The sequence below is a fragment of the Halomonas rhizosphaerae genome, assembly GCF_030012485.1.
Classification (GTDB): Bacteria; Pseudomonadota; Gammaproteobacteria; order Pseudomonadales; family Halomonadaceae; genus Halomonas; species Halomonas rhizosphaerae.
In genome coordinates, this window is the sequence record NZ_JASCQQ010000024.1 from 27,752 (window position 1) to 45,675 (window position 17,924).

Below are 17,924 nucleotides of genomic sequence, written 5' to 3' on the forward strand. Positions count from 1 at the left end.
GTTGGTTCGTTCAGGAGCGTCGGGGGAGTCCCTGCGCTCACGTGACTGAGCATTGCCGTTACCATTCAGTTACGCTTGGAGTATCTTGCAGCATCCTAGGAGTATCTTGCGCCGCAGCACCAATGTGGCGCCGGAGGCCCATGGCGGCGGTGATTGCCTCACCATGTACAACTCTTGTACATTGACGGTGATAGACGCCGCCAGCTTGTGCATTGTTGTCACACTCTCTCGCTGCCAGGCGTTTAGGCTTCAGGGAAGCGACCCGACGGACCGGGCGCCCGCTCATCGCTCACCGACAAGAACGACCACTCCATGATCCCATCGCGTACTCGCCTGCTCCTGCTGCTCGGCTTAGCAGCAGTGATGCTTTCCCCGATGCTGGCCGCGCAGCAGCCCACCGCGGTGATCGCCGCCCGCGCCAGCATGGCGGCCTGGTCCGACCCCCTCGATGCCCTGGGCACCCTGCACGCCGACGAGAGCGTGACGCTCTCGGCCACCGTCACCGACACCATCCGCGAACTGAACTTCCGCGATGGCGACACCGTCGAGGCCGGCCAGTTGCTGGTGCGGCTGGCCGATGACGAGGCCCAGGCCGACCTACGGGCCGCCCAGGCGCTGCGTGACGAACGCCGCAATGCCGTGAACCGCCTGGCGCAGCTGCAGAATCGCAACCTGGCGCCGCGGGCCGATGTGGAGGATGCCCGATCGCGGCTTCGCCAGGCCGAGGCGGAGATCCAGGCCCTGGAGGCCCGGCTGGCCGACTACCGCATCATGGCCCCCTTCGACGGCGTGGTGGGATTTCGCGATGTCAGCGTCGGCGCCCTCGTCTCCCCGGGCACGGAACTGGTCACCCTGGACAAGCTGGACACCATGAAGCTCGACTTCACCCTGCCCGAGCTCGCCCTGGGGCAGGTGGCGCCAGGCCTGCCACTGACCGCGGTCAGCGGCGCCTTTCCTGACACCACCTTCGCGGGCGAGGTCGCCACCATCGGCGCCCGCGTCGACCCGGTCAGCCGCAGCGTCACGGTGCGTGCCGCGCTCGAGAATCCCGATCACCGCCTGCGACCCGGCATGTTGATGCGGGTCGTGGTCGAGCGCGCCCCGCGGGAGACCCTGGTTATGCCCGAATCGGCGCTGATTCCCCAGGGAGAACGTCAATTCGTGCTGGTGCTGGACGAGGCGGACCAGTACCGGGTCGAACGGCGTCGGGTGGTCATCGGTGCCCGACGTGAGGGCGAGGTGGAGGTGCTCGAGGGACTCGAGGCCGGCGAACTGGTGGTGGCCCATGGCACCGAACGCGTACGCGACGGCCAACCGACTCGCCTGCTGGGGGTCCTCGATGACGAGACCAGCATCCCCGAGCTGCTGCGCCGTGGGCGTGACGCCGCGGAGGCGAACGGCTGATGCGTCTCTCCGACGTTTCCGTCCAGCGGCCGGTGCTAGCGGTAGTGCTGGCGGCCCTGATCGTGGCCTTCGGGCTGCTGGCCCTGCAGCGCCTGCCGCTGCAGGAATACCCCTCCATCGATCCGCCGGTAGTCGGCATCGACACCCGCTACCCCGGTGCCTCGGCCAGCGTGGTCGAGACGCGCATCACCCAGGTGCTGGAGGATCGCATCTCCGGCGTCTCCGGCATCGAGGTGATCTCCTCCTCCAGCGAGGACGGCCGCTCCAGCATCAGCGTGGAGTTCGGCCTGGACATGGACATCGATGCGGCCGCCAACGACATCCGCGACCGCATCTCGGGCTCGCTGGACAACCTGCCCGAGGAAGCGGACCCGCCGGAGGTGCGGAAGGCCGATTCCAGCTCCGACGTGGTGATCTGGCTGTCGCTGTCCGGTGAGGGCTACTCCATGGCCGAGCTCACCGACTACGCCAACCGCTACCTGGTGGACCGCTTTTCGGTGCTGCCCGGGGTCTCCCAGGTCAGGATCGGCGGGGGGCAAGAGTATGCCATGCGGGTCTGGCTGAATGCCGATGCCCTGGCGGCCCGCGACCTGACCGCCGGTGACGTGGAGGATGCCCTGCGCGCCGAGAACGTGGAACTGCCCGGCGGGGCCATCGAGTCGCGGGAGCGCCAGTTCATCGTGCGCCTGCCACGCAACTTCGCCACCCCCGAGGACTTCCGACACCTGGTGCTCGACCAGGGACGCGACGGCTACCTGGTGCGCCTGGGCGATGTGGCCCGAGTCGAGATCGGGGCCGTGGAGGAGCGCACTATCTTCCGTGGCAACGGCACCCCCATGGTGGGGCTGGGCATGATGAAGCAGTCCACTGCCAACGTGCTGGAGATCTCCAAGGGGGTACAGGCGGAGATGGGGCGCTTGCAGGATACCCTGCCAGAGGGCATGAAGCTGCGCCTCAACTTCGATTCTTCGGTGTTCGTCTCCGGCGCCATTTCCCAGGTGGTGCAGACTCTGTTCATCGCCATGGGCCTGGTGGTGGTGGCGATCTTCCTGTTCCTCGGCAACCTGCGCACCACCCTGATCCCGGCGGTCACGGTACCCATCGCCCTGATCGGCACCTTCGCCGCCCTGGCGGTGATGGGCTTCACCATCAACCTGCTGACCCTGCTGGCGCTGGTGCTGGCCATCGGGCTGATCGTCGACGACGCCATCGTGGTGCTGGAGAACATCCACCGCCGCATGCACGACCACGGCGAGACCCCGCTGGTGGCCGCCTTCCGCGGCACTCGCCAGATCGCCTTCGCGGTGATCGCCACCACCCTGGTGCTGATCGCGGTGTTCGTGCCGCTGAGCTTCCTGCAGGGCGACATCGGCCGGCTCTTCTCGGAGTTCGCCCTGACCCTGGCCGCGGCCGTGGCCATCTCCAGCCTGCTGGCGCTGACCCTGACGCCGATGATGGCCTCCAAGATCCTCAAGGCGGACATGCACGAGGGGCGACTGGCCCATGGCGTGCAGTGGGTGCTGGAACACTCGCGCTGCGTCTATCGCCGGCTGCTCGAGCGGGTCCTCAAGCTGCGCCTGCTGGTCCTGGCGCTGTTCCTCGGCATCATCGGCGGCATGGTATGGCTGAACGGCGAGCTGCCCAACGAGTACACTCCCAGGGAGGACCGCGGCAACTTCTGGGTGCTGGTCAACGGCCCGCCAGGCGCCACCTACGACTACATGCTCGACTACATGGACGAGATCGAGGCCCGGCTGCTGCCCATGGTGGAAGCCGGGGAGATCGAGCGCGTGGTGGTCCGCGCGCCGCGCGGGTGGGGGAACATCGAGAACTTCAACAGCGGCTTCGTGATCGTCAACCTGGCCGACTGGGGCAGCCGGCGTTCGGCCTGGGCGATCATGGACGAGGTGCGCCAGACGGTCGGCGACCTGCCCGGGGTGCGTGCCTTCCCGGTGATGCGGCAGGGCTTCGGGTCAAGCGTCGAGAAGCCCGTGCAGTTCGTGCTGGGGGGCGGCACCTATGAGCAGCTGGCCGAGTGGCGCGACACCCTGATGGCGCACGTCCGTGAGGACAATCCGCGGCTGACCGGCCTGGACAGCGACTACGAGGAGAACCAGCCCCAGCTGCGCGTGGACATCGACTACACTCGCGCCGCCGACCTGGGGGTCACCATCACGGAGATCGGCCGGACCTTGGAGACGCTGCTGGGCGGACGCAGCGTGACCCGCTACGTGGACGACGGCGAGGAGTACGACGTGATCCTCGAGGGGGAACCCGGTGCCCGGCCCAGTCCCTCGGCCCTGGAGAATATCCGGGTGCGCTCGGAGCGCACCGGCGAGCTGATTCCCCTGGGTAACCTGGTCTCTCTCACTGACTTCGCCGGGCCGAGCACCCTCAATCGCTTCAACCGCATCCGCGCCATCACCGTGCAGGCCGACCTGGAAAGCGGCTATCCGCTCGGCGAGGCTCTGGCCTACCTGGAAGCCACGGTGGACGAGATCCTTCCCCCCGAGGCCCAGACCGACCTCAAGGGGGCCTCCCGGGACTACCAGGAGGCCAGCGGTGCTACCAGCTTCCTGCTGGGGCTGGGCATCCTGGTGGTCTTCCTGGTGCTGGCCGGGCAGTTCGAGAGCTTCGTGCATCCCTTCGTGATCATGCTCACCGTGCCCCTGGCGATCTGTGGTGCCCTGCTGGGGCTCTACCTCACCGGGCAGTCGCTGAACATCTACAGCCAGGTGGGGCTGGTGATGCTGGTGGGGCTCGCCGCCAAGAACGGCATCCTGATCGTGGAATTCGCCAACCAGCTGCGCGACCAGGGCGTGGCCTTCCACGAGGCCCTGGTGGAAGCTGCCGTGACCCGGCTGCGCCCCATCGTGATGACCGCGGTGACCACCATGGCCGGCGCTGTGCCGCTGATCGTCTCCAGTGGCGCCGGCGCCGAGACCCGACTAGTGATCGGCACCGTGATCCTCTGTGGCCTGGCCGCTGCCACCCTCTTCACCCTCTTCGTGGTTCCGGTCGCCTACGACCTGCTGGCGCGGCGCACCGGTTCTCCGGGCGACGTGGCACGCCGCCTGGAACGGGAGTTGGGCGAGACGCCCGCCGGCTATTGACCGGGCGGGCAAACCAACGACGAAGGCCACCCCGCGGGGTGGCCTTCGTCGTTGGAGTCGGGACGAGGATTCAGCAATCCCCGATGCGTCGTCCCTCCATGGTCGTGGTCATCTTCATCTCACCTACGGGCGAGTCGACCAGGATGTCGACGTTGCCCTCTACGCGCTCACCGAGGAAGTCCATGCGGCCGATAATATCGGCCTCGCCGTCCTCGGCACGGCAGACCATGCGGTAGTCCAGCCCGTCGACCGTGACCTCGTGCTCGAGCAGCTCGCAGCCTTCTTCTTCCTGGATGAAACTGAACTCCTCGTCGTCGATGTCGCCCTGGGCTATGCACTCCTGATGGGTCTCGGTCTGGTCGGGGATCGGCAGGTCACCCTGCACGGAGGTGTTGCTGGTGAACTCCCACTGGCCCGGCTCGATGTTCGGAGACTCGGCAATGGCCGCCAGCGGCAGCGCGAACAGCAGGCCGGCAAGAAGGGGACGGAACGACATGGAAAATCTCTCCCTGGTGATGGGTGGCATGCCACGCCCTCGGCATGAAGCCCAGCATAGCCCAATCGACGTCCATGCCCAATGCGGCCCCGCTCGGGAGAGGCGACGGGGCGAGCCCCTTACCCCATGCCGGAGCGGATGCTGCCGATGGCGATGGTCCCCTCACAGCATCTGCGACAGGAACTGGCTCTGCCGGTCGATGATCTCGCCGGCGACCATGAAGACACCGTCGCCCGTATAGTGCAGCGTCTCGGGATAGGCCGGCGTCGCCCGGGCCTGGGCCGCCACCACTTCCCAGATGAAGAAGTCATGGCGGTCGACCAGGCTGTCATCGACGAGTCGGCACTCGAAGTGGGCATGGCACTCCTCGATCAGGGGCGCCTCCACGGCCATTGCCGGGGACGCGGTCAGGTCGAAATGGCCGAACTTGTCGATCTCGGCGCCGCTGCTGTTGCCGATCCCGATCACCTGGTCGGTCAAGGCCGTGGTCGGCAGGTTGATGACGCACGTCCTGCTACGGCGCACCAGGTCGAAGCTGTGATTGCCGGAGGAGATGACGCAGCCGACCAGGGAGGGCGAGAAAGCCATCACGGTATGCCAGCCCAGTGTCATGATATTGCGCTCGCCCCGCCAGGCCGAGGAGACCAGCACGATGGGGCCAGGCTCCAGGTAACGGCGCACCCGGTCCAGCGGCACGGCAACCTTCTCGACATCGTCACGCATCGGCTTCTCCCCCTGGAGTGGAAACGAGAACTCCGGCCCCGGCGCCCTTCTCCGGTGACCCTCCCCCGCTACAGTCTGGCCACCACGGCGCGGCCCTGCCAGCGCGATGGCGCCCGCCACAGATCCAGGGTCCAGACCGGCGGGCTATGCTGAAAAAGGTACCTTCAAGGGAGACGACGATGCTCGAACTCATGCCCGGGGCAGCGCCCCACGTTGTGGCGCTGCGTACCAGCGGCCAAGTCGATGCCCACGACCTGCGGCAGCATTCGACAGCTCCAGCAAGCGTCAGGTACCTAGCCCCCACAGTATTACCGCGCCCAGCACCACGACCAGCAGAAGCACGGTCTCGAGAGCCATCAGGATCACCGGCTTCCACCCCACCACCGCCAGCTTCTGGAACGATGTCTTGATGCCCAGCGCCGCGATGGCGGTGACAAGGCACCAGCGGGACAGGGTAGACATCCCCTCGTTCACCGTCTCGGGAATGAATCCCAGGCTGTTGATCACCACCAGTACCACGAAGCCTACCAGGAAGCCCGGCAGCATCGGCACCTTTGTCGTCGCTCCTTCCTCCTGGCGCGACGCGCGAAACAGCCACATGAAAACCATGACCGCCGGCACCAGCATGGCAACCCGCACCAACTTGACCAGCGTCGAGATGTCACCCGTCTGCTCCGAGATCATGTAGCCGGCTCCCACTACCTGGGCCACGTCGTGGATGGTGCCCCCCAGGAAGATCCCCGCCTGGGCATTGGCAAGCTCCAGAGCCCCGGCGATCAGCGGATAGGTCACCATCGCCATGGTCGAGAGCGTGGTTACCCCAACCACCGTAAGGATGGTGTTACGCTCGCTGGTCTGATCGCGAGGCATCACCGCCGACAGGGCCAGGGCCGCCGATGCACCGCAAATAGCGACGGCGCCGCCGGTCAAGAGTCCAAGGTCGCGGGTCAGGCCCAGCACTCTGGCCAGGACTGCTCCCACGACGATGACCAGCGCCACAGATCCCACCACAGTGAGCACGGGACCAAGTCCCAGGTCCCCGACCTGCTCCAGCGTCATGCGTGCTCCCAACAACGCCACCCCCAACCGCAGCACGGTGCGAGCGGCAAACTCGATGCCCTCACGGCAACGCCCCTCTTCACTCAGGAAGTGCAGTGACATGCCGAACAGCAGGGCGTAGAGCAGCGTCGGCCCACCATAGTGATCGGCGATGAAGGTGGTAGCCAGGGCAATGGTGACGCACACCAGCAGGCCACGGCCGATGGCGCGGAAGCTGCCGAGCCGCAGGACGACACGAGATCGCCATTCCGCAGACGACATGTTGAAGATCTGGGGTTTCATTTGCCTTCTCTCGTGATCCCGTTCGCTAGACGAGCAACCTGACCCCTCTCCGACATACGCCAGACGGGTTGGAAGGATACTCAACGAATCGAGAAAGAATGAGTTGCGGTCGCGGGTCACCATGCCCAGTCGGCTGGACTTCTCGGATGACACTTAGGGTTTAGGGACGTCTGCTCCCTCCGCGGCGGCCACCACCTGCTCGGCCAGGACCTGGACGGTATCTATCACGGGCACAGAGACATCGAGCACATCCTGGATGACCGAGAGCTCGGTACAGGCCAGCACCAGCACATTTGCCCCGCGGGCCTTGAGGTCGTCGGCGGCACGTGTTAAAGCAGCAGGCGTGTCTGGATGTCGCCCCTGCCCCCGTTTAACGGCGCGAATCACCTCAAGCACCGAGGCTTCGTCATCGGGATACACCAAAGAGAGACCTCGCGCCTCAGCGAATCCCTCATAGAGACCTATTTTGCGTAACGCTGGCGAACAGAGCATGCCGACTTTGGCACCAGGAATCCGACGGGCGATGGTGTCCAGCGTCAACTCGACGATGTGCCAGACCGGGATAGCGACGGCGTCCTGGGCGTACTGCCAATAGTAGTGAGCGGTGTTGCACGGCATCACCAGGAAGGCGGCGCCGGCCTGCTCGAGACGACGCGCCATGTCAGCGATGGCCGGGCCCGGGTTCTCGCCGTCCCCATCGATCAACGCCTTGATACGTGATGGCACCTTGGGGTTGTTGTCCACCAACAGGTGCACATGATCGATATCATCCTCGGCGGGGGTGGCATCGATGACCCTCTGCATGAAGGCGACGGTCGCATCGGGCCCCATTCCCCCCAGCACCCCGACCATGATATGCCGGTCCGGATGGTGAGCATCAGAATCGTGGTTGTGAGTCGTCATCGGTTACCCATCCATTCATTATCAATAGCCAAGCACTGTGGGCAGCCACAGAGAGATCTGAGGAAAGAACGCCAACAAAAGATCAATCACCACCATGGAACCAACGAGCGGAATGGCGCGTACCGAAATGCGTTCGATGGACACGTTGGCGATACTGGAGCTGATGAACATGTTCTCTCCCAAGGGCGGGGTGGAAAACCCGATGCCGAGGCTGACCACCAGGACGATACCGAAGTGGATCGGATCTACGCCCAACTCCACCATCACGGGCAGTAGCACCGGGGTGACGATCATTATGGTGGCAAGGATCTCGATGAACATTCCCACGATCAGCAGGAAGCCGATCACCAGCACCCAGACCAGCCACAGGCTGTCGGTGATCTGAAGGATGCCCTGAGCAATCATGGCCGGGATATGATTCTCGACCAGGATTCGACCGAAGGCGGTGGCGGTGAACATGATGATGAGCACTCGCCCGGTCAGCCAAGTGGTATTCTGAAAGGCCTCATTGAGCCCACGAAGCGACGATTCCTTGTGGATAAAGATCCCGACGAAAAGGGCATAGAAGATGGAGACCACCGCTGCTTCAGTAGGTGTGAACATTCCCGAATAGATACCGCCCAGGATCACCACTGGAGCCATGAGCGACCAGAACCCATCCTTCAGGACCTTAATGATGCGTTTCCAGTCGTAACCCGTGCCTTCGGTCTGATAGCCGTTTCGTTTAGCGGTGATGTAGTTGGCCACCATCAGCCCCATTCCCAGGATCACACCAGGGATCACCCCTGCAATGAACAGCGCAGAGATGGATTCATTGGCAGTTACGCCGTAAATTACCAGCGGCATGCTGGGAGGGATCACAACCCCGAGCCCCCCAGCAGTAGCGGTGATTGCCGCGGGATAGCTACGACCGTAGCCTCGCTCAATCATTGCAGGAATCACCAGCATCCCGACAGCGGCCGTCGTAGCAGGCCCGGAACCGGAAATGGCACCAAAGAACATGCAGGCCATCACCGCTGCCGCGCCCAGCCCACCGGCCGCAGGCCCTGCCAACTCTTCAGCGATATAGATCAAGCGTCGGGCAATACCTGCATCCCCCATCAAGGCGCCCGCGAGAATAAACGAGGGAAGTGCCATGAGGGGAAACGAATTGATAGCAGAGAAGGCCAATTCAATCAACGAGCTGATATCATCCCCGTTGAGGATGTAAACCGCCATGGAGGCAACCCCGAGGGCCACCACAATAGGTGCACCGAAAAGTAGCAGTGCCCCGAACATGGAAAACAGTAGCGTTGCGGCCATGGTGCTTACCTCTTTGGCTTGTTCGAGGAGGAGTCCACGCTGGCATGGGAATCCCCATCAGTAATCTTGCTGACTTCTTGTTGCTCCACATCACCAGGCTCGATGCCCTTGACCAATTTCATGTACTGGACTTGCAGGACACGAAAGGCCATCAGCACGAAGGCGATTGGAAAGACAAAGTAGACATAGGCAAGAGACCAGCCAAGGGCAGGAGAGTGATACGGGAAATCCAGCAGCAGACCAATCAGGCTAAAACTATTCCACGCCAGTACCAGGCAGAAACCCACCCAGATCAAGTCGACCAGCAGCAACAGCGTATTGGCGACTCGTTTTGGCAGCAAGTTGATGTGAATCTGCAACCGGTTATGTGCACTCAGGTGAGCCGCATGGGCGGCCCCAAGGAATACGAACCAGATGAAGGCGTAGCGAGCCAACTCCTCGATCCATGCCGTGCCGATGCCAAGCGTCACACGCATGACCACCTGAATGAACAGCAGTACGACGAACACCCCGAGCAGGAAGCGGCAGGCGTAGTCTTCGATATGATTGAGCAGCTTTGCTAACACGAAAGCCTCCTTCCCCGGCGGAGTGGTGAATGGAGAGGATTAAGCCGGGTGACGGATCGTCACCCGGCCTGGTCTCATTCGTGACCCAATGCCTTTTGCATTTCCTCGAAGGCTTCCTGGCCACCAATTTCGTCATAGAACTCAGGCCAGACCTCTTCCTTTGCAATCCGAATCCACTCATCCTCATCTTCCAGGGTCGACACCTCGACACCTTCGGCTTCCATACCCGCGCGAGCCTTGGAGGCTTCGGTCAGCTGGAACTGCAGCGCATAGAGCTGAGCTTCAAGACCGGCCCGGTCGATGATCGCGCGTTCTTCGTCGCTAAGCTTCTCGTAAGTCCTGACGCCCATCACGATCGGCTGAAGCGAATACTGATAGTGCACTTCAGTGAGGTAGTCCTGTACTTCGTGAAACTTCATCGTGTAGTTGACGATGTAGGGATTGTCCTGACCGTCGATCACACCCTGCTGAAGTCCAGTGAACACCTCTGGCCAGGACATACTGATCGGGCTGGCGCCCCAGGCCTTGTAAGTGGCCAGCATGATCTCGTTCTGCGGCAAGCGAATTTTGAGGCCCTGGAGGTCGTCTAACGTGGTAACCGGACGCTCGGAGTTGGTCAAGTAGCGGAAGTTGGAATAAAGCCAGCTTACGATATGTACACCTGCCTCCTCTTCGGCGATCGCATTCCAGCGGTCCGCCAGCGGCCCCGTGGTGGCCTTGACTGCATCGGCGTGGCTGCGGATCGCGTAGGGCATGGTCAAGGCACCGAGGCGCGGGGCATAAGGGGTCAAGTTGCCCACGCCGATCAGGGCGAAATCGAGCTTGCCGATACGGGTATCCTGGATCATTCCCGTCTCGGAGCCGAGTTGCCCACCGGGAAACAGCTCGACCTGCATCTCGCCCCCAGAGAGTTCTTCGACCAGTTCCTCGAAACGCTGTGCCAGCGCCCCCTGGTCAGAATCCATCGGATCCCCCATGCCGACCTTGAAAGTGGTCTCTGCCTGGGCGGCATGCGCGGTCAGGGTGGCAAGAACAGCGGAGGCCAAGAGAGTTTTCTTGAACATTGTTGTCACTCCAATCTTTATCGGGTTGGTACTACGCGGTGGTAGTCTTGTCGGTTGCCTGATCCATGGCGTCGCCCATCAACTGGGCGATGTCGTCACAGTCCCCTTCATCAAAAGTCAACGGAAGCCTCAAGTCACATAGCGTGGCCAGTATGCGATCTGCATTCGGCAGAGGACGGGGCGCGGAGAGATAGCCCCAGCTGTCGTATCGGCTGGTGTAATCCTCCGGCAACGCCTTGCCGTACCACTTGAGTGGAATGCCGCGCGCCTCACAGCCGGAGACGAACCGTGCGATCTCCTCGTGGGCAAGGGACGGCAGCTTGAACTGGATCGAACTGCCGACGAAGCCCTCCTTCTCGTCCCGTGGAATAGTCAGGACCGGAGCCATCTCGGCAAGGCCCGCTTCCAGGCGACGATAGAGCGTATTCCAGCGCTGCCTGCGAGACTCGAGCTCGGCCAGCTGCGGGCGCAGGATCGCCGCCCGCAGGTTGTCCATCCGCCCGCTCATGTTCGGCGTCACCAGACGCGTCTCGCTGAAGGTCTCTGCATCCGGTGCCGCCAGGTGACGGTCGTAGAGCATGTAGGATCCTGACATGATCACGGCGCGTCGCATCACCTCGGGATCCTCCGTGCTCAGCAGACCACCCTCGCCGGAGTTGAGATGCTTGTAGGTCTGGGTGCTGAAGCAGCCCACCTTGCCAAAGGTACCGCTCGGGTTGCCGTCGAAGGTGGCCCCCATCGTATGGGCACAGTCCTCGATCAGGGTGATCCCATGGGCCTCACACACGGCCATGATGGCGTCCATGTCGCCGATATGGCCGCGCATGTGCGAGAGCATGAAGAAGCGGGCTCCTGTTTCCTTCGCTGCAGCGTCGAGGTCATCGGGATCGACGGTGGTATCCTCGAGGATGTCCACCAGCACGGCCTCGCCACCCGCCGCATGGATGCTGCCCGGCACCGGTGACAGCGTGAAGGCGTTGCACAGCACTGCATCCCCGCGCTGGAGCCCACAGGCACGCAGCGCAAGCTGGAGGGCATACCCCCCGGAGGCACAGGCCAGGACGTAGGGAACTCCCAGGCTATCGGCAAATTCATTCTCCAGCAGGGCGGTCTCTCCCTTCTCCCCTTCGACCAGGTTGTAGCGATGCAGTCGACCAGTGCGCATCACCGCCACCGCGGCTTCGATCGCGGCCTCGGAGATCGGCTCCTGCTGGGTAAAGGATTTCGAGAAACGGCGCATGTGACCTGCCTCAGTAGCGCTGCTGGTGGTAGACGGGGAAATCCCACTGCTCGTCGGGGAAGTACTTGGTCAGGCGCCAGTCGCAGGCGCGTGCGTGGCCTTCCATCCCCTCGACGCGGGAAATGCGTGACCCCACGGCACTGAAGGTGCGATTGGCTTCCTCGCTCAGCTGCTGGGTGGTCAGCACCTTCATGAACTTGTGCACGTTCAGGCCACCGCTGTAACGACCGGCGCGCTTGGTCGGCAGAATGTGGTTCGTGCCCGAGCACTTGTCGCCATGGGTCACGGTGCTACCCTCGCCGAGAAACAGCGAGCCGTAGTTGCTCAGGTGCTCCTTCCACCAGCCGAGGTCCTCGCACAGCACCTGCAGATGCTCGCAGGCGTAACGATCACTGACCTCGACAATCTCCTCGCGACTGTCCCCCAGGATCACCTCGCCATGATCGCGCCAGGCAGCATGGATCACGTCGGCATTGGGCATATCGTCGGCGACCTTGGGCACCAGCTCGATGACCCTGCGCCCCAGGGCCTCGCTCGTGGTGAACAACCACACCGGCGAATTGGTACCATGCTCGGCCTGGGAAACCAGATCGACGGCAATGGACATGGGATCCGCCGTGTCGTCGGCGATGACGGCAGATTCGGTCGGACCGGCAAAGACGTCGATGCCGACCTGCCCGAACAGCAGGCGCTTCGCCTCGGCCACGTAGGCATTCCCCGGGCCGACCAGGATATCGGCCTCACGTCCTCCGAAGAGGCCGAAGGCCATGCTCGCCATGGCGTGGACGCCGCCCATCTCGATGATCATGTCGGCACCGGCGACATGCAGGGCATACACCACGGCCGGGTTGATGCTGTCACCCCGGGGCGGTGAACAGGCCACCACGTGAGGTACTCCGGCTGCCTTGGCCGTTGCAACACTCATCAACGCCGAGGCCGCATGCGCATAGCGCCCGCCCGGGATGTAGCAGCCGGCACAGCCGACCGGCAGCACCCGCTGCCCGAGCAATACGCCGGGCTCGGTCTCGATCTCGAAGGAGATCAGGCTATCGCGCTGCGCCTCGGCGAAGCGGCGGATCTGTCGGTGTGCGAAGTCGATGTCGTCCTTGACCGACTGGGGAACGCTGTCGATGAGACGCTGGCGCTTCTCGTCGCTCAGGACAAAATCGCCCGTCCAACCGTCGAACTTCTCGGCGTACTCACGCACGGCCTGCTCGCCACGCTCGCGAATATCGTCGAGCATCTGACGCACCGCAGTGGTCACCCGTTGATCCTCGGCTGCGACGCCTTCGGCGCCCTCGGCAGACTTGAGATGTCGAATTGTCATTATGTTCTCCGCAATGGAGCTAACGGCTTGTGTTACTGGTGGAATCCCCTGGGATGCGGCCCCGGGGAGTGGTGCCTTCTGGCGGCATAGGCCGGACATCACGCCTGGTAGTCGGGGAACCCGAAGGCATCGGGGTAACCGAACAGCGCGACACTGCCCCCGGTGTGAAGGAACACCACGTTTTCGCCTTCCTTGAACTGGCCCTTGCGGATCAGATCGATCAGGCCCGCCATGCCCTTGCCGGAGTAGACCGGGTCGAGCAGGATGCCCTCATGACGGGCCAGCAGCGTGACGGCCTCGACCATGCTCTCAGTGGGGATGCCGTAGCCCTCACCGACGTAGTCGCAGTTGGCTACCACGTGCTCGCGGGAAACCACACCACTGAGGCCTAGCTTGGCTTCCGTCTTCTGGGCCAGCGCGAAGACATTGGCCTCCTGCTTGTCCCTGGGTGCTCGGACACCAACGCCGAGCACCGGGATGCCAGAGTTGCAGGCGGCCAGGCCGGTCACGAGGCCGGCCTGGGTGCCGGCGCTGCCGGTCGCGTGCACCAGGTGGTCGATCTGCAGGCCCATATCATTGGCCTGGGCCAGCAATTCCAGGGCCGCATTGACATAGCCCAGGGCGCCGATCTCGTTGGAGCCGCCACCGGGAATGATGTAAGGGGTCTTGCCCTCGCCCTTCAGCTGCTCGGCCAGGGTTTCCATCTCGGCCGCCATGTCGGCACCGCCGGGGCGCTTCTCGACGGTGGCACCGTGCAGCTGGTCAAGGAAGACGTTGCCGTTGTAGTTGTAGGCGGGGTCGTGGCTTCCGGTGCGATCCTCGAGAAGGATGTGGCACCCCAGACCCAGCTTGCAGGCTGCCGCCACGGTCTGACGGGCATGATTTGACTGAGTCGCACCTTGAGTGATGATCGTGTCTGCACCTTTCTCGAGGGCATCGGCCATCAGGAACTCGAGCTTGCGAGTCTTGTTGCCGCCGGTGGAGAGCCCCGTACAATCGTCACGCTTGATCCAGAGACGCGGACCACCCAGAAGACGGCTCAGGTTGTCCATGGGCTCAAGAGGAGTCGGCATGTGGCCGAGCCGGACACGGGGAAAGCGGGAAAGGTGCATACGAGCCTCCAGGCGAGTAATTTGTTGCATAAGCGTGCTCTCGGAATGACCGTCGTTGATAGTCTGGCGAACCACCGTCCGCCTCTGACCGGTCTGTCTCAACACTAGTACGGGGCGCTTGGCACGAACCAATGCCAAGATACTCAGCGGCGATTAAATTATTGCATATCACGCAGATACCACTTCCACATCGGGCTTCACCGGAAGATTCAGATGAAAATTGAGTGGATTGAAGACTTTCTTGCGCTGATTGAAGCAGGCACGTTTTCCCAGGCCGCCGAGTTGCGGCACGTCACCCAGCCGGCTTTCTCCCGTCGTATCCGGCAGTTGGAGGAGTGGCTGGGCGTTGAACTGATCGATCGCCACTCGGCACGACTGTCGCTTACGTCCCATGCACAAGCCTATGAAGCAACCATGCGAGATTGGCTGGCTAGTCTCTACGCCATGCGCAGTCGCATCCGAGCGGATGCAATACATGGTCCACGAGCAATCCTCACCACACAGCACACGCTCACTGTTAGCTATCTCCCCCGGCTATTGCGCTATTTCCGCCAACGCGCCCCCGAAGCGCGCCTGCAGGTCCGTTCATCGGATCGCAGTGACTGTATCCGCAACTTCCAGCGAGGTGAGGCTGACTTGCTGTTATGCAGTGAACTGGAGGGCTCTCAGCTGTTCCTTGATCGCGAGGAGATAGAGCGCGTTCCGATGGGGACGGAGCAGCTGATTCCCGTATGTGCCACTGACCGGCTGGGGCGTCCCCTGTTCGATCTCGAGAACAGGACACACCTGCCGCTGATCGGGTATGACGTGGACAGCTTCCTGGGCAGCGTCCTGGCCAGCCCTTACCTGCACAATCTCCAACGTCGTTACGATACCGAACTGGTCTGCGAGACCTCCTTCACGCTTGGCATACGCGAGCTGACCCTCGCAGGTCTGGGTATCGGCTGGCTGCCAAACGGTCTGATCGAGGAGGACCTGATAGCGGGCAAACTGATCTCCCTGGTGGATATGCTGGGAGGTCCCAGGCTGGTCGTCGCCTGTTACCGGCAGCCCGACGTCGATACGACATCAGTGGATACGCTATGGAAGCTGATACATGATCGACCACCGATGGTATGACCGAGAACATCTCGCTGATGGCCCCGACTACCTACGACGGTCGGCACGGATTGCCGTGTACGCTAAGCTAGATCTCACCAATCACCACTGATACCACTGCGCGGAGCACCGCTGCCGTGCCTACGGAGGAAGCATCATGAGCCATGGTATCCGTCGCATCTTATGCTGCGTGGGACTGAGAACCGACAGCGATAAGGTGCTGTCACACGCCGTGGGACTTGCCGTTGCCACCGGAGCCAAGCTTGACGTCCTGCATGCAGTCAAGTCCCTGTCCGATGATGTCGTGAACACCCTCAGGGATAACATTCCGGACCGGGGAATACTCGAGAGCCTAAGGGAACGACGCCTCAAGGAGGCCGGCGAGGTACTTGATGAACAGATCGAGACCTTCTGGTCACGACATCCCGACCTGCGTGAGGAGTTCGGGGATGGGGAAATGACACGCAGCGTACTGGAAGGCTATCCCGCTTCGGTGATCACCGACTTCGCTACGCGCGCCGGCAGTGACATGATCGTGCTCGCGGCCAACAAGCGTAACTTCTCGGCCACCTATGCCGGCAAGATCACCAAGGGCGTGATCAAGCGTTCTCGGGTTCCAGTAGTCGTGGTGCCGCCTTGCCATGACTGACGCTCTGCAGGGGTCTCCACCCCATCAAGTCGTGCATGTTGGGGGCAATACCTAAGGGGGCCTAAGATTCAGAACGTCAAGATCTGCAGTGGATGTTTCCCTCGGGCACCAGTTGCCAAGCCTGTTGGCTCAACCTCCGTATGCGGCTTCTGGTCGGCCAGGCCTATCCAACTGGTCTAATGGAAGGCGGCCCAAAACCCAAAACGAGTGGGAAGGTCAGCGAACCACATACGGTGTAGATCATCAGGACAGCGCTATTGACACGGCTCATTCTCGCTGGCAACTTAGTTCTTAGCGCCGATTTGAATCTCAGCTTGCGGGCGCTCTACAAATGCCGCTAAAGCGACGCCAGAGGCCCGCTTTAGCACATGCAAAGCGGGTTTTTTTGTTGATGGGCCTTCGGGCCACCGCCGATTTAAGCACCAACTTGCGGGCGGGATAGAAATGCAGCTAAAGCGGCGTGCGACTCCACTCCCCTGGGTCGGCGCTTGCCGAACCACGCTTTCCAAGGCACACCAGGGGAAATGGAGACGATCATGACGCACCGCACCACCGCCTCGCACGACCCAACCGCCGTTGACGACGTCGCCGCCTTATCGGTGTCGCGTCGCGATACCCTGGCCGCCCTCCTCGCCCAGGACGAGATCGTGCGACCGGAGCTGACCAATGCCGCCATTCTCGGGGCGCAGCGCGCATCCCGGGGCCCTCGCCCTGCCGACTGCGCGTCCCACACGCTCTCGGGGAGGCCATGACCATGAACCTGCAACAGGAACTGCTGCTCAGGACCCAGCACCTGTCGGACGCCGATGTGCTGCGTGGCATGGGCTACACGACGGCCGACGAGACGGCCCTGGGGCATCTGCACGCCATCCGGAAGAGTCCCTATCTCGGCCTCGAGAAGACGCACCGCGATGCCCGCTACGGCGAGCGCGGCTTTCTCGAGGCACTGTGCCGCTGTGCCGGGCTCGACGAGGCCAACGCCGGGCCCGCCATCGAGACCCTGGAGAAGCGACTCGCCGAGGACCGCGCGGCCTTTCGCCACTGGTTGTTCGCCGAAACCGACTATGTGCGTGGCCCCGGCACGCCGATCTTCGCCATGGCCTTCACCGAGCACTTCCGCCGGCTGAGGTTCCCGCTCGGCTTCTGGCGACTGCCATGGGAGGCACGGCTGGCGGCCGCCTGCCAGAAGGTCCGCGACCACATGCAGGAGAGCGGCGGCAAGTTGGTCACCTGGGGTGAGATCAAGCGCTATCATTACTGCTACGCGGAGAAGCGCAGCATCGTCATTTCCACGGCGGGTGAGGTGATCGGCGAACAGGAGGGCTTCGATCCGCCACGCGCCACCTTCGGGCTGGCGGGCAGCGACGAGAACCTGCCGGACCGATTCGTGGAGGACGACGAATAGGACCGCTCACTCCCAGGGGCGGATAGTGCGTTCAGAAGGCGACGTCGAACACCAGCGGCACAATAGGGCAGAGCGCGACGATGATCGCCGGCAGGCCGATCACGTTGCGCCGGATCGCCGCCCGGATGATGTTTCGGATCGGCAGATCCCCGGTGGCGAACGCCACGTCAGGTTCAGGAGG

At 63.0% G+C, this 17,924-nt stretch carries 17 protein-coding genes; 6 read left to right on the forward strand and 11 right to left on the reverse strand.

Translation table 11 applies throughout. From position 1 onward, the window contains the following. Positions 1-312: 312 nt before the first annotated feature. Positions 313-1,404 carry an efflux RND transporter periplasmic adaptor subunit gene (locus tag QLQ86_RS10120; RefSeq protein WP_282816818.1) on the forward strand — a complete coding sequence of 364 codons (1,092 nt, stop codon included), beginning with the start codon at positions 313-315 and terminating at the stop codon, positions 1,402-1,404. Then, positions 1,404-4,517, forward strand: coding sequence for an efflux RND transporter permease subunit (locus tag QLQ86_RS10125; protein WP_282816819.1), 3,114 nt, complete (start codon positions 1,404-1,406; stop codon positions 4,515-4,517). Before QLQ86_RS10120 ends, QLQ86_RS10125 begins: the two co-directional genes overlap by 1 nt. 70 nt (positions 4,518-4,587) lie before the next feature. Here the strand turns inward: QLQ86_RS10125 and QLQ86_RS10130 are convergent, their stop codons facing one another. From QLQ86_RS10130 to cuyA, 10 genes are all read right to left on the reverse strand, one after another. After that, positions 4,588-5,013 carry a DUF3617 domain-containing protein gene (locus QLQ86_RS10130; RefSeq protein ID WP_282816820.1) on the reverse strand — a complete coding sequence of 142 codons (426 nt, stop codon included), beginning with the start codon at positions 5,011-5,013 and terminating at the stop codon, positions 4,588-4,590. A gap of 162 nt (positions 5,014-5,175) precedes the next feature. Next, positions 5,176-5,736 carry a flavin reductase family protein gene (locus QLQ86_RS10135; RefSeq protein WP_282816821.1) on the reverse strand — a complete coding sequence of 187 codons (561 nt, stop codon included), beginning with the start codon at positions 5,734-5,736 and terminating at the stop codon, positions 5,176-5,178. Between the two features lie 285 nt (positions 5,737-6,021). Beyond that, positions 6,022-7,077, reverse strand: coding sequence for a YeiH family protein (locus QLQ86_RS10140; RefSeq protein WP_282816822.1), 1,056 nt, complete (start codon positions 7,075-7,077; stop codon positions 6,022-6,024). A gap of 153 nt (positions 7,078-7,230) precedes the next feature. Then, a complete protein-coding gene (gene cuyB, locus QLQ86_RS10145; RefSeq protein ID WP_282816823.1) occupies positions 7,231-7,980 on the reverse strand; it encodes a cysteate racemase in 750 nt (249 codons plus the stop codon). Between the two features lie 21 nt (positions 7,981-8,001). Further along, entirely contained in the window at positions 8,002-9,282 is a 1,281-nt protein-coding gene (locus QLQ86_RS10150; RefSeq protein WP_282816824.1) for a TRAP transporter large permease, read from the reverse strand. 5 nt (positions 9,283-9,287) lie between these two features. Beyond that, on the reverse strand, positions 9,288-9,848 hold the full coding sequence (locus QLQ86_RS10155; protein WP_282816825.1) for a TRAP transporter small permease: 561 nt from the start codon (positions 9,846-9,848) through the stop codon (positions 9,288-9,290). A gap of 74 nt (positions 9,849-9,922) precedes the next feature. Continuing rightward, on the reverse strand, positions 9,923-10,912 hold the full coding sequence (locus QLQ86_RS10160; protein ID WP_282816826.1) for a TRAP transporter substrate-binding protein: 990 nt from the start codon (positions 10,910-10,912) through the stop codon (positions 9,923-9,925). A 31-nt stretch (positions 10,913-10,943) separates the two neighbouring features. Next, positions 10,944-12,152 (reverse strand): DegT/DnrJ/EryC1/StrS family aminotransferase, encoded by a 1,209-nt coding sequence (locus QLQ86_RS10165; RefSeq protein WP_282816827.1) that lies wholly within the window; start codon positions 12,150-12,152, stop codon positions 10,944-10,946. 10 nt (positions 12,153-12,162) lie between these two features. After that, positions 12,163-13,479, reverse strand: a complete 1,317-nt coding sequence (hisD, locus tag QLQ86_RS10170; RefSeq protein ID WP_282816828.1) for a histidinol dehydrogenase — start codon at positions 13,477-13,479, stop codon at positions 12,163-12,165. 98 nt (positions 13,480-13,577) lie between these two features. Then, positions 13,578-14,591 (reverse strand): D-cysteate sulfo-lyase, encoded by a 1,014-nt coding sequence (gene cuyA / locus QLQ86_RS10175; protein WP_282816829.1) that lies wholly within the window; start codon positions 14,589-14,591, stop codon positions 13,578-13,580. Positions 14,592-14,804: 213 nt separating this feature from the next. Here cuyA and QLQ86_RS10180 point away from each other — a divergent pair, with 213 nt between their 5' ends. The 4 genes from QLQ86_RS10180 to QLQ86_RS10195 all read left to right on the forward strand — a co-directional run bounded on the left by QLQ86_RS10180 (position 14,805) and on the right by QLQ86_RS10195 (position 17,743). Further along, positions 14,805-15,710: a LysR substrate-binding domain-containing protein gene (locus QLQ86_RS10180; protein ID WP_282816830.1), complete on the forward strand. Its 906-nt coding sequence runs from the start codon at positions 14,805-14,807 to the stop codon at positions 15,708-15,710. A gap of 136 nt (positions 15,711-15,846) precedes the next feature. Continuing rightward, positions 15,847-16,338 carry a universal stress protein gene (locus QLQ86_RS10185; protein WP_282816831.1) on the forward strand — a complete coding sequence of 164 codons (492 nt, stop codon included), beginning with the start codon at positions 15,847-15,849 and terminating at the stop codon, positions 16,336-16,338. Positions 16,339-16,874: 536 nt separating this feature from the next. Continuing rightward, positions 16,875-17,090, forward strand: coding sequence for a hypothetical protein (locus QLQ86_RS10190; RefSeq protein ID WP_282816832.1), 216 nt, complete (start codon positions 16,875-16,877; stop codon positions 17,088-17,090). Positions 17,091-17,092: 2 nt separating this feature from the next. Then, on the forward strand, positions 17,093-17,743 hold the full coding sequence (locus QLQ86_RS10195; protein ID WP_282816833.1) for a hypothetical protein: 651 nt from the start codon (positions 17,093-17,095) through the stop codon (positions 17,741-17,743). A 31-nt stretch (positions 17,744-17,774) separates the two neighbouring features. On the opposite strand, the gene QLQ86_RS10200 is transcribed toward QLQ86_RS10195, so the two are convergent. Continuing rightward, positions 17,775-17,909, reverse strand: coding sequence for a hypothetical protein (locus QLQ86_RS10200; protein WP_282737054.1), 135 nt, complete (start codon positions 17,907-17,909; stop codon positions 17,775-17,777). Positions 17,910-17,924 lie beyond the last annotated feature (15 nt).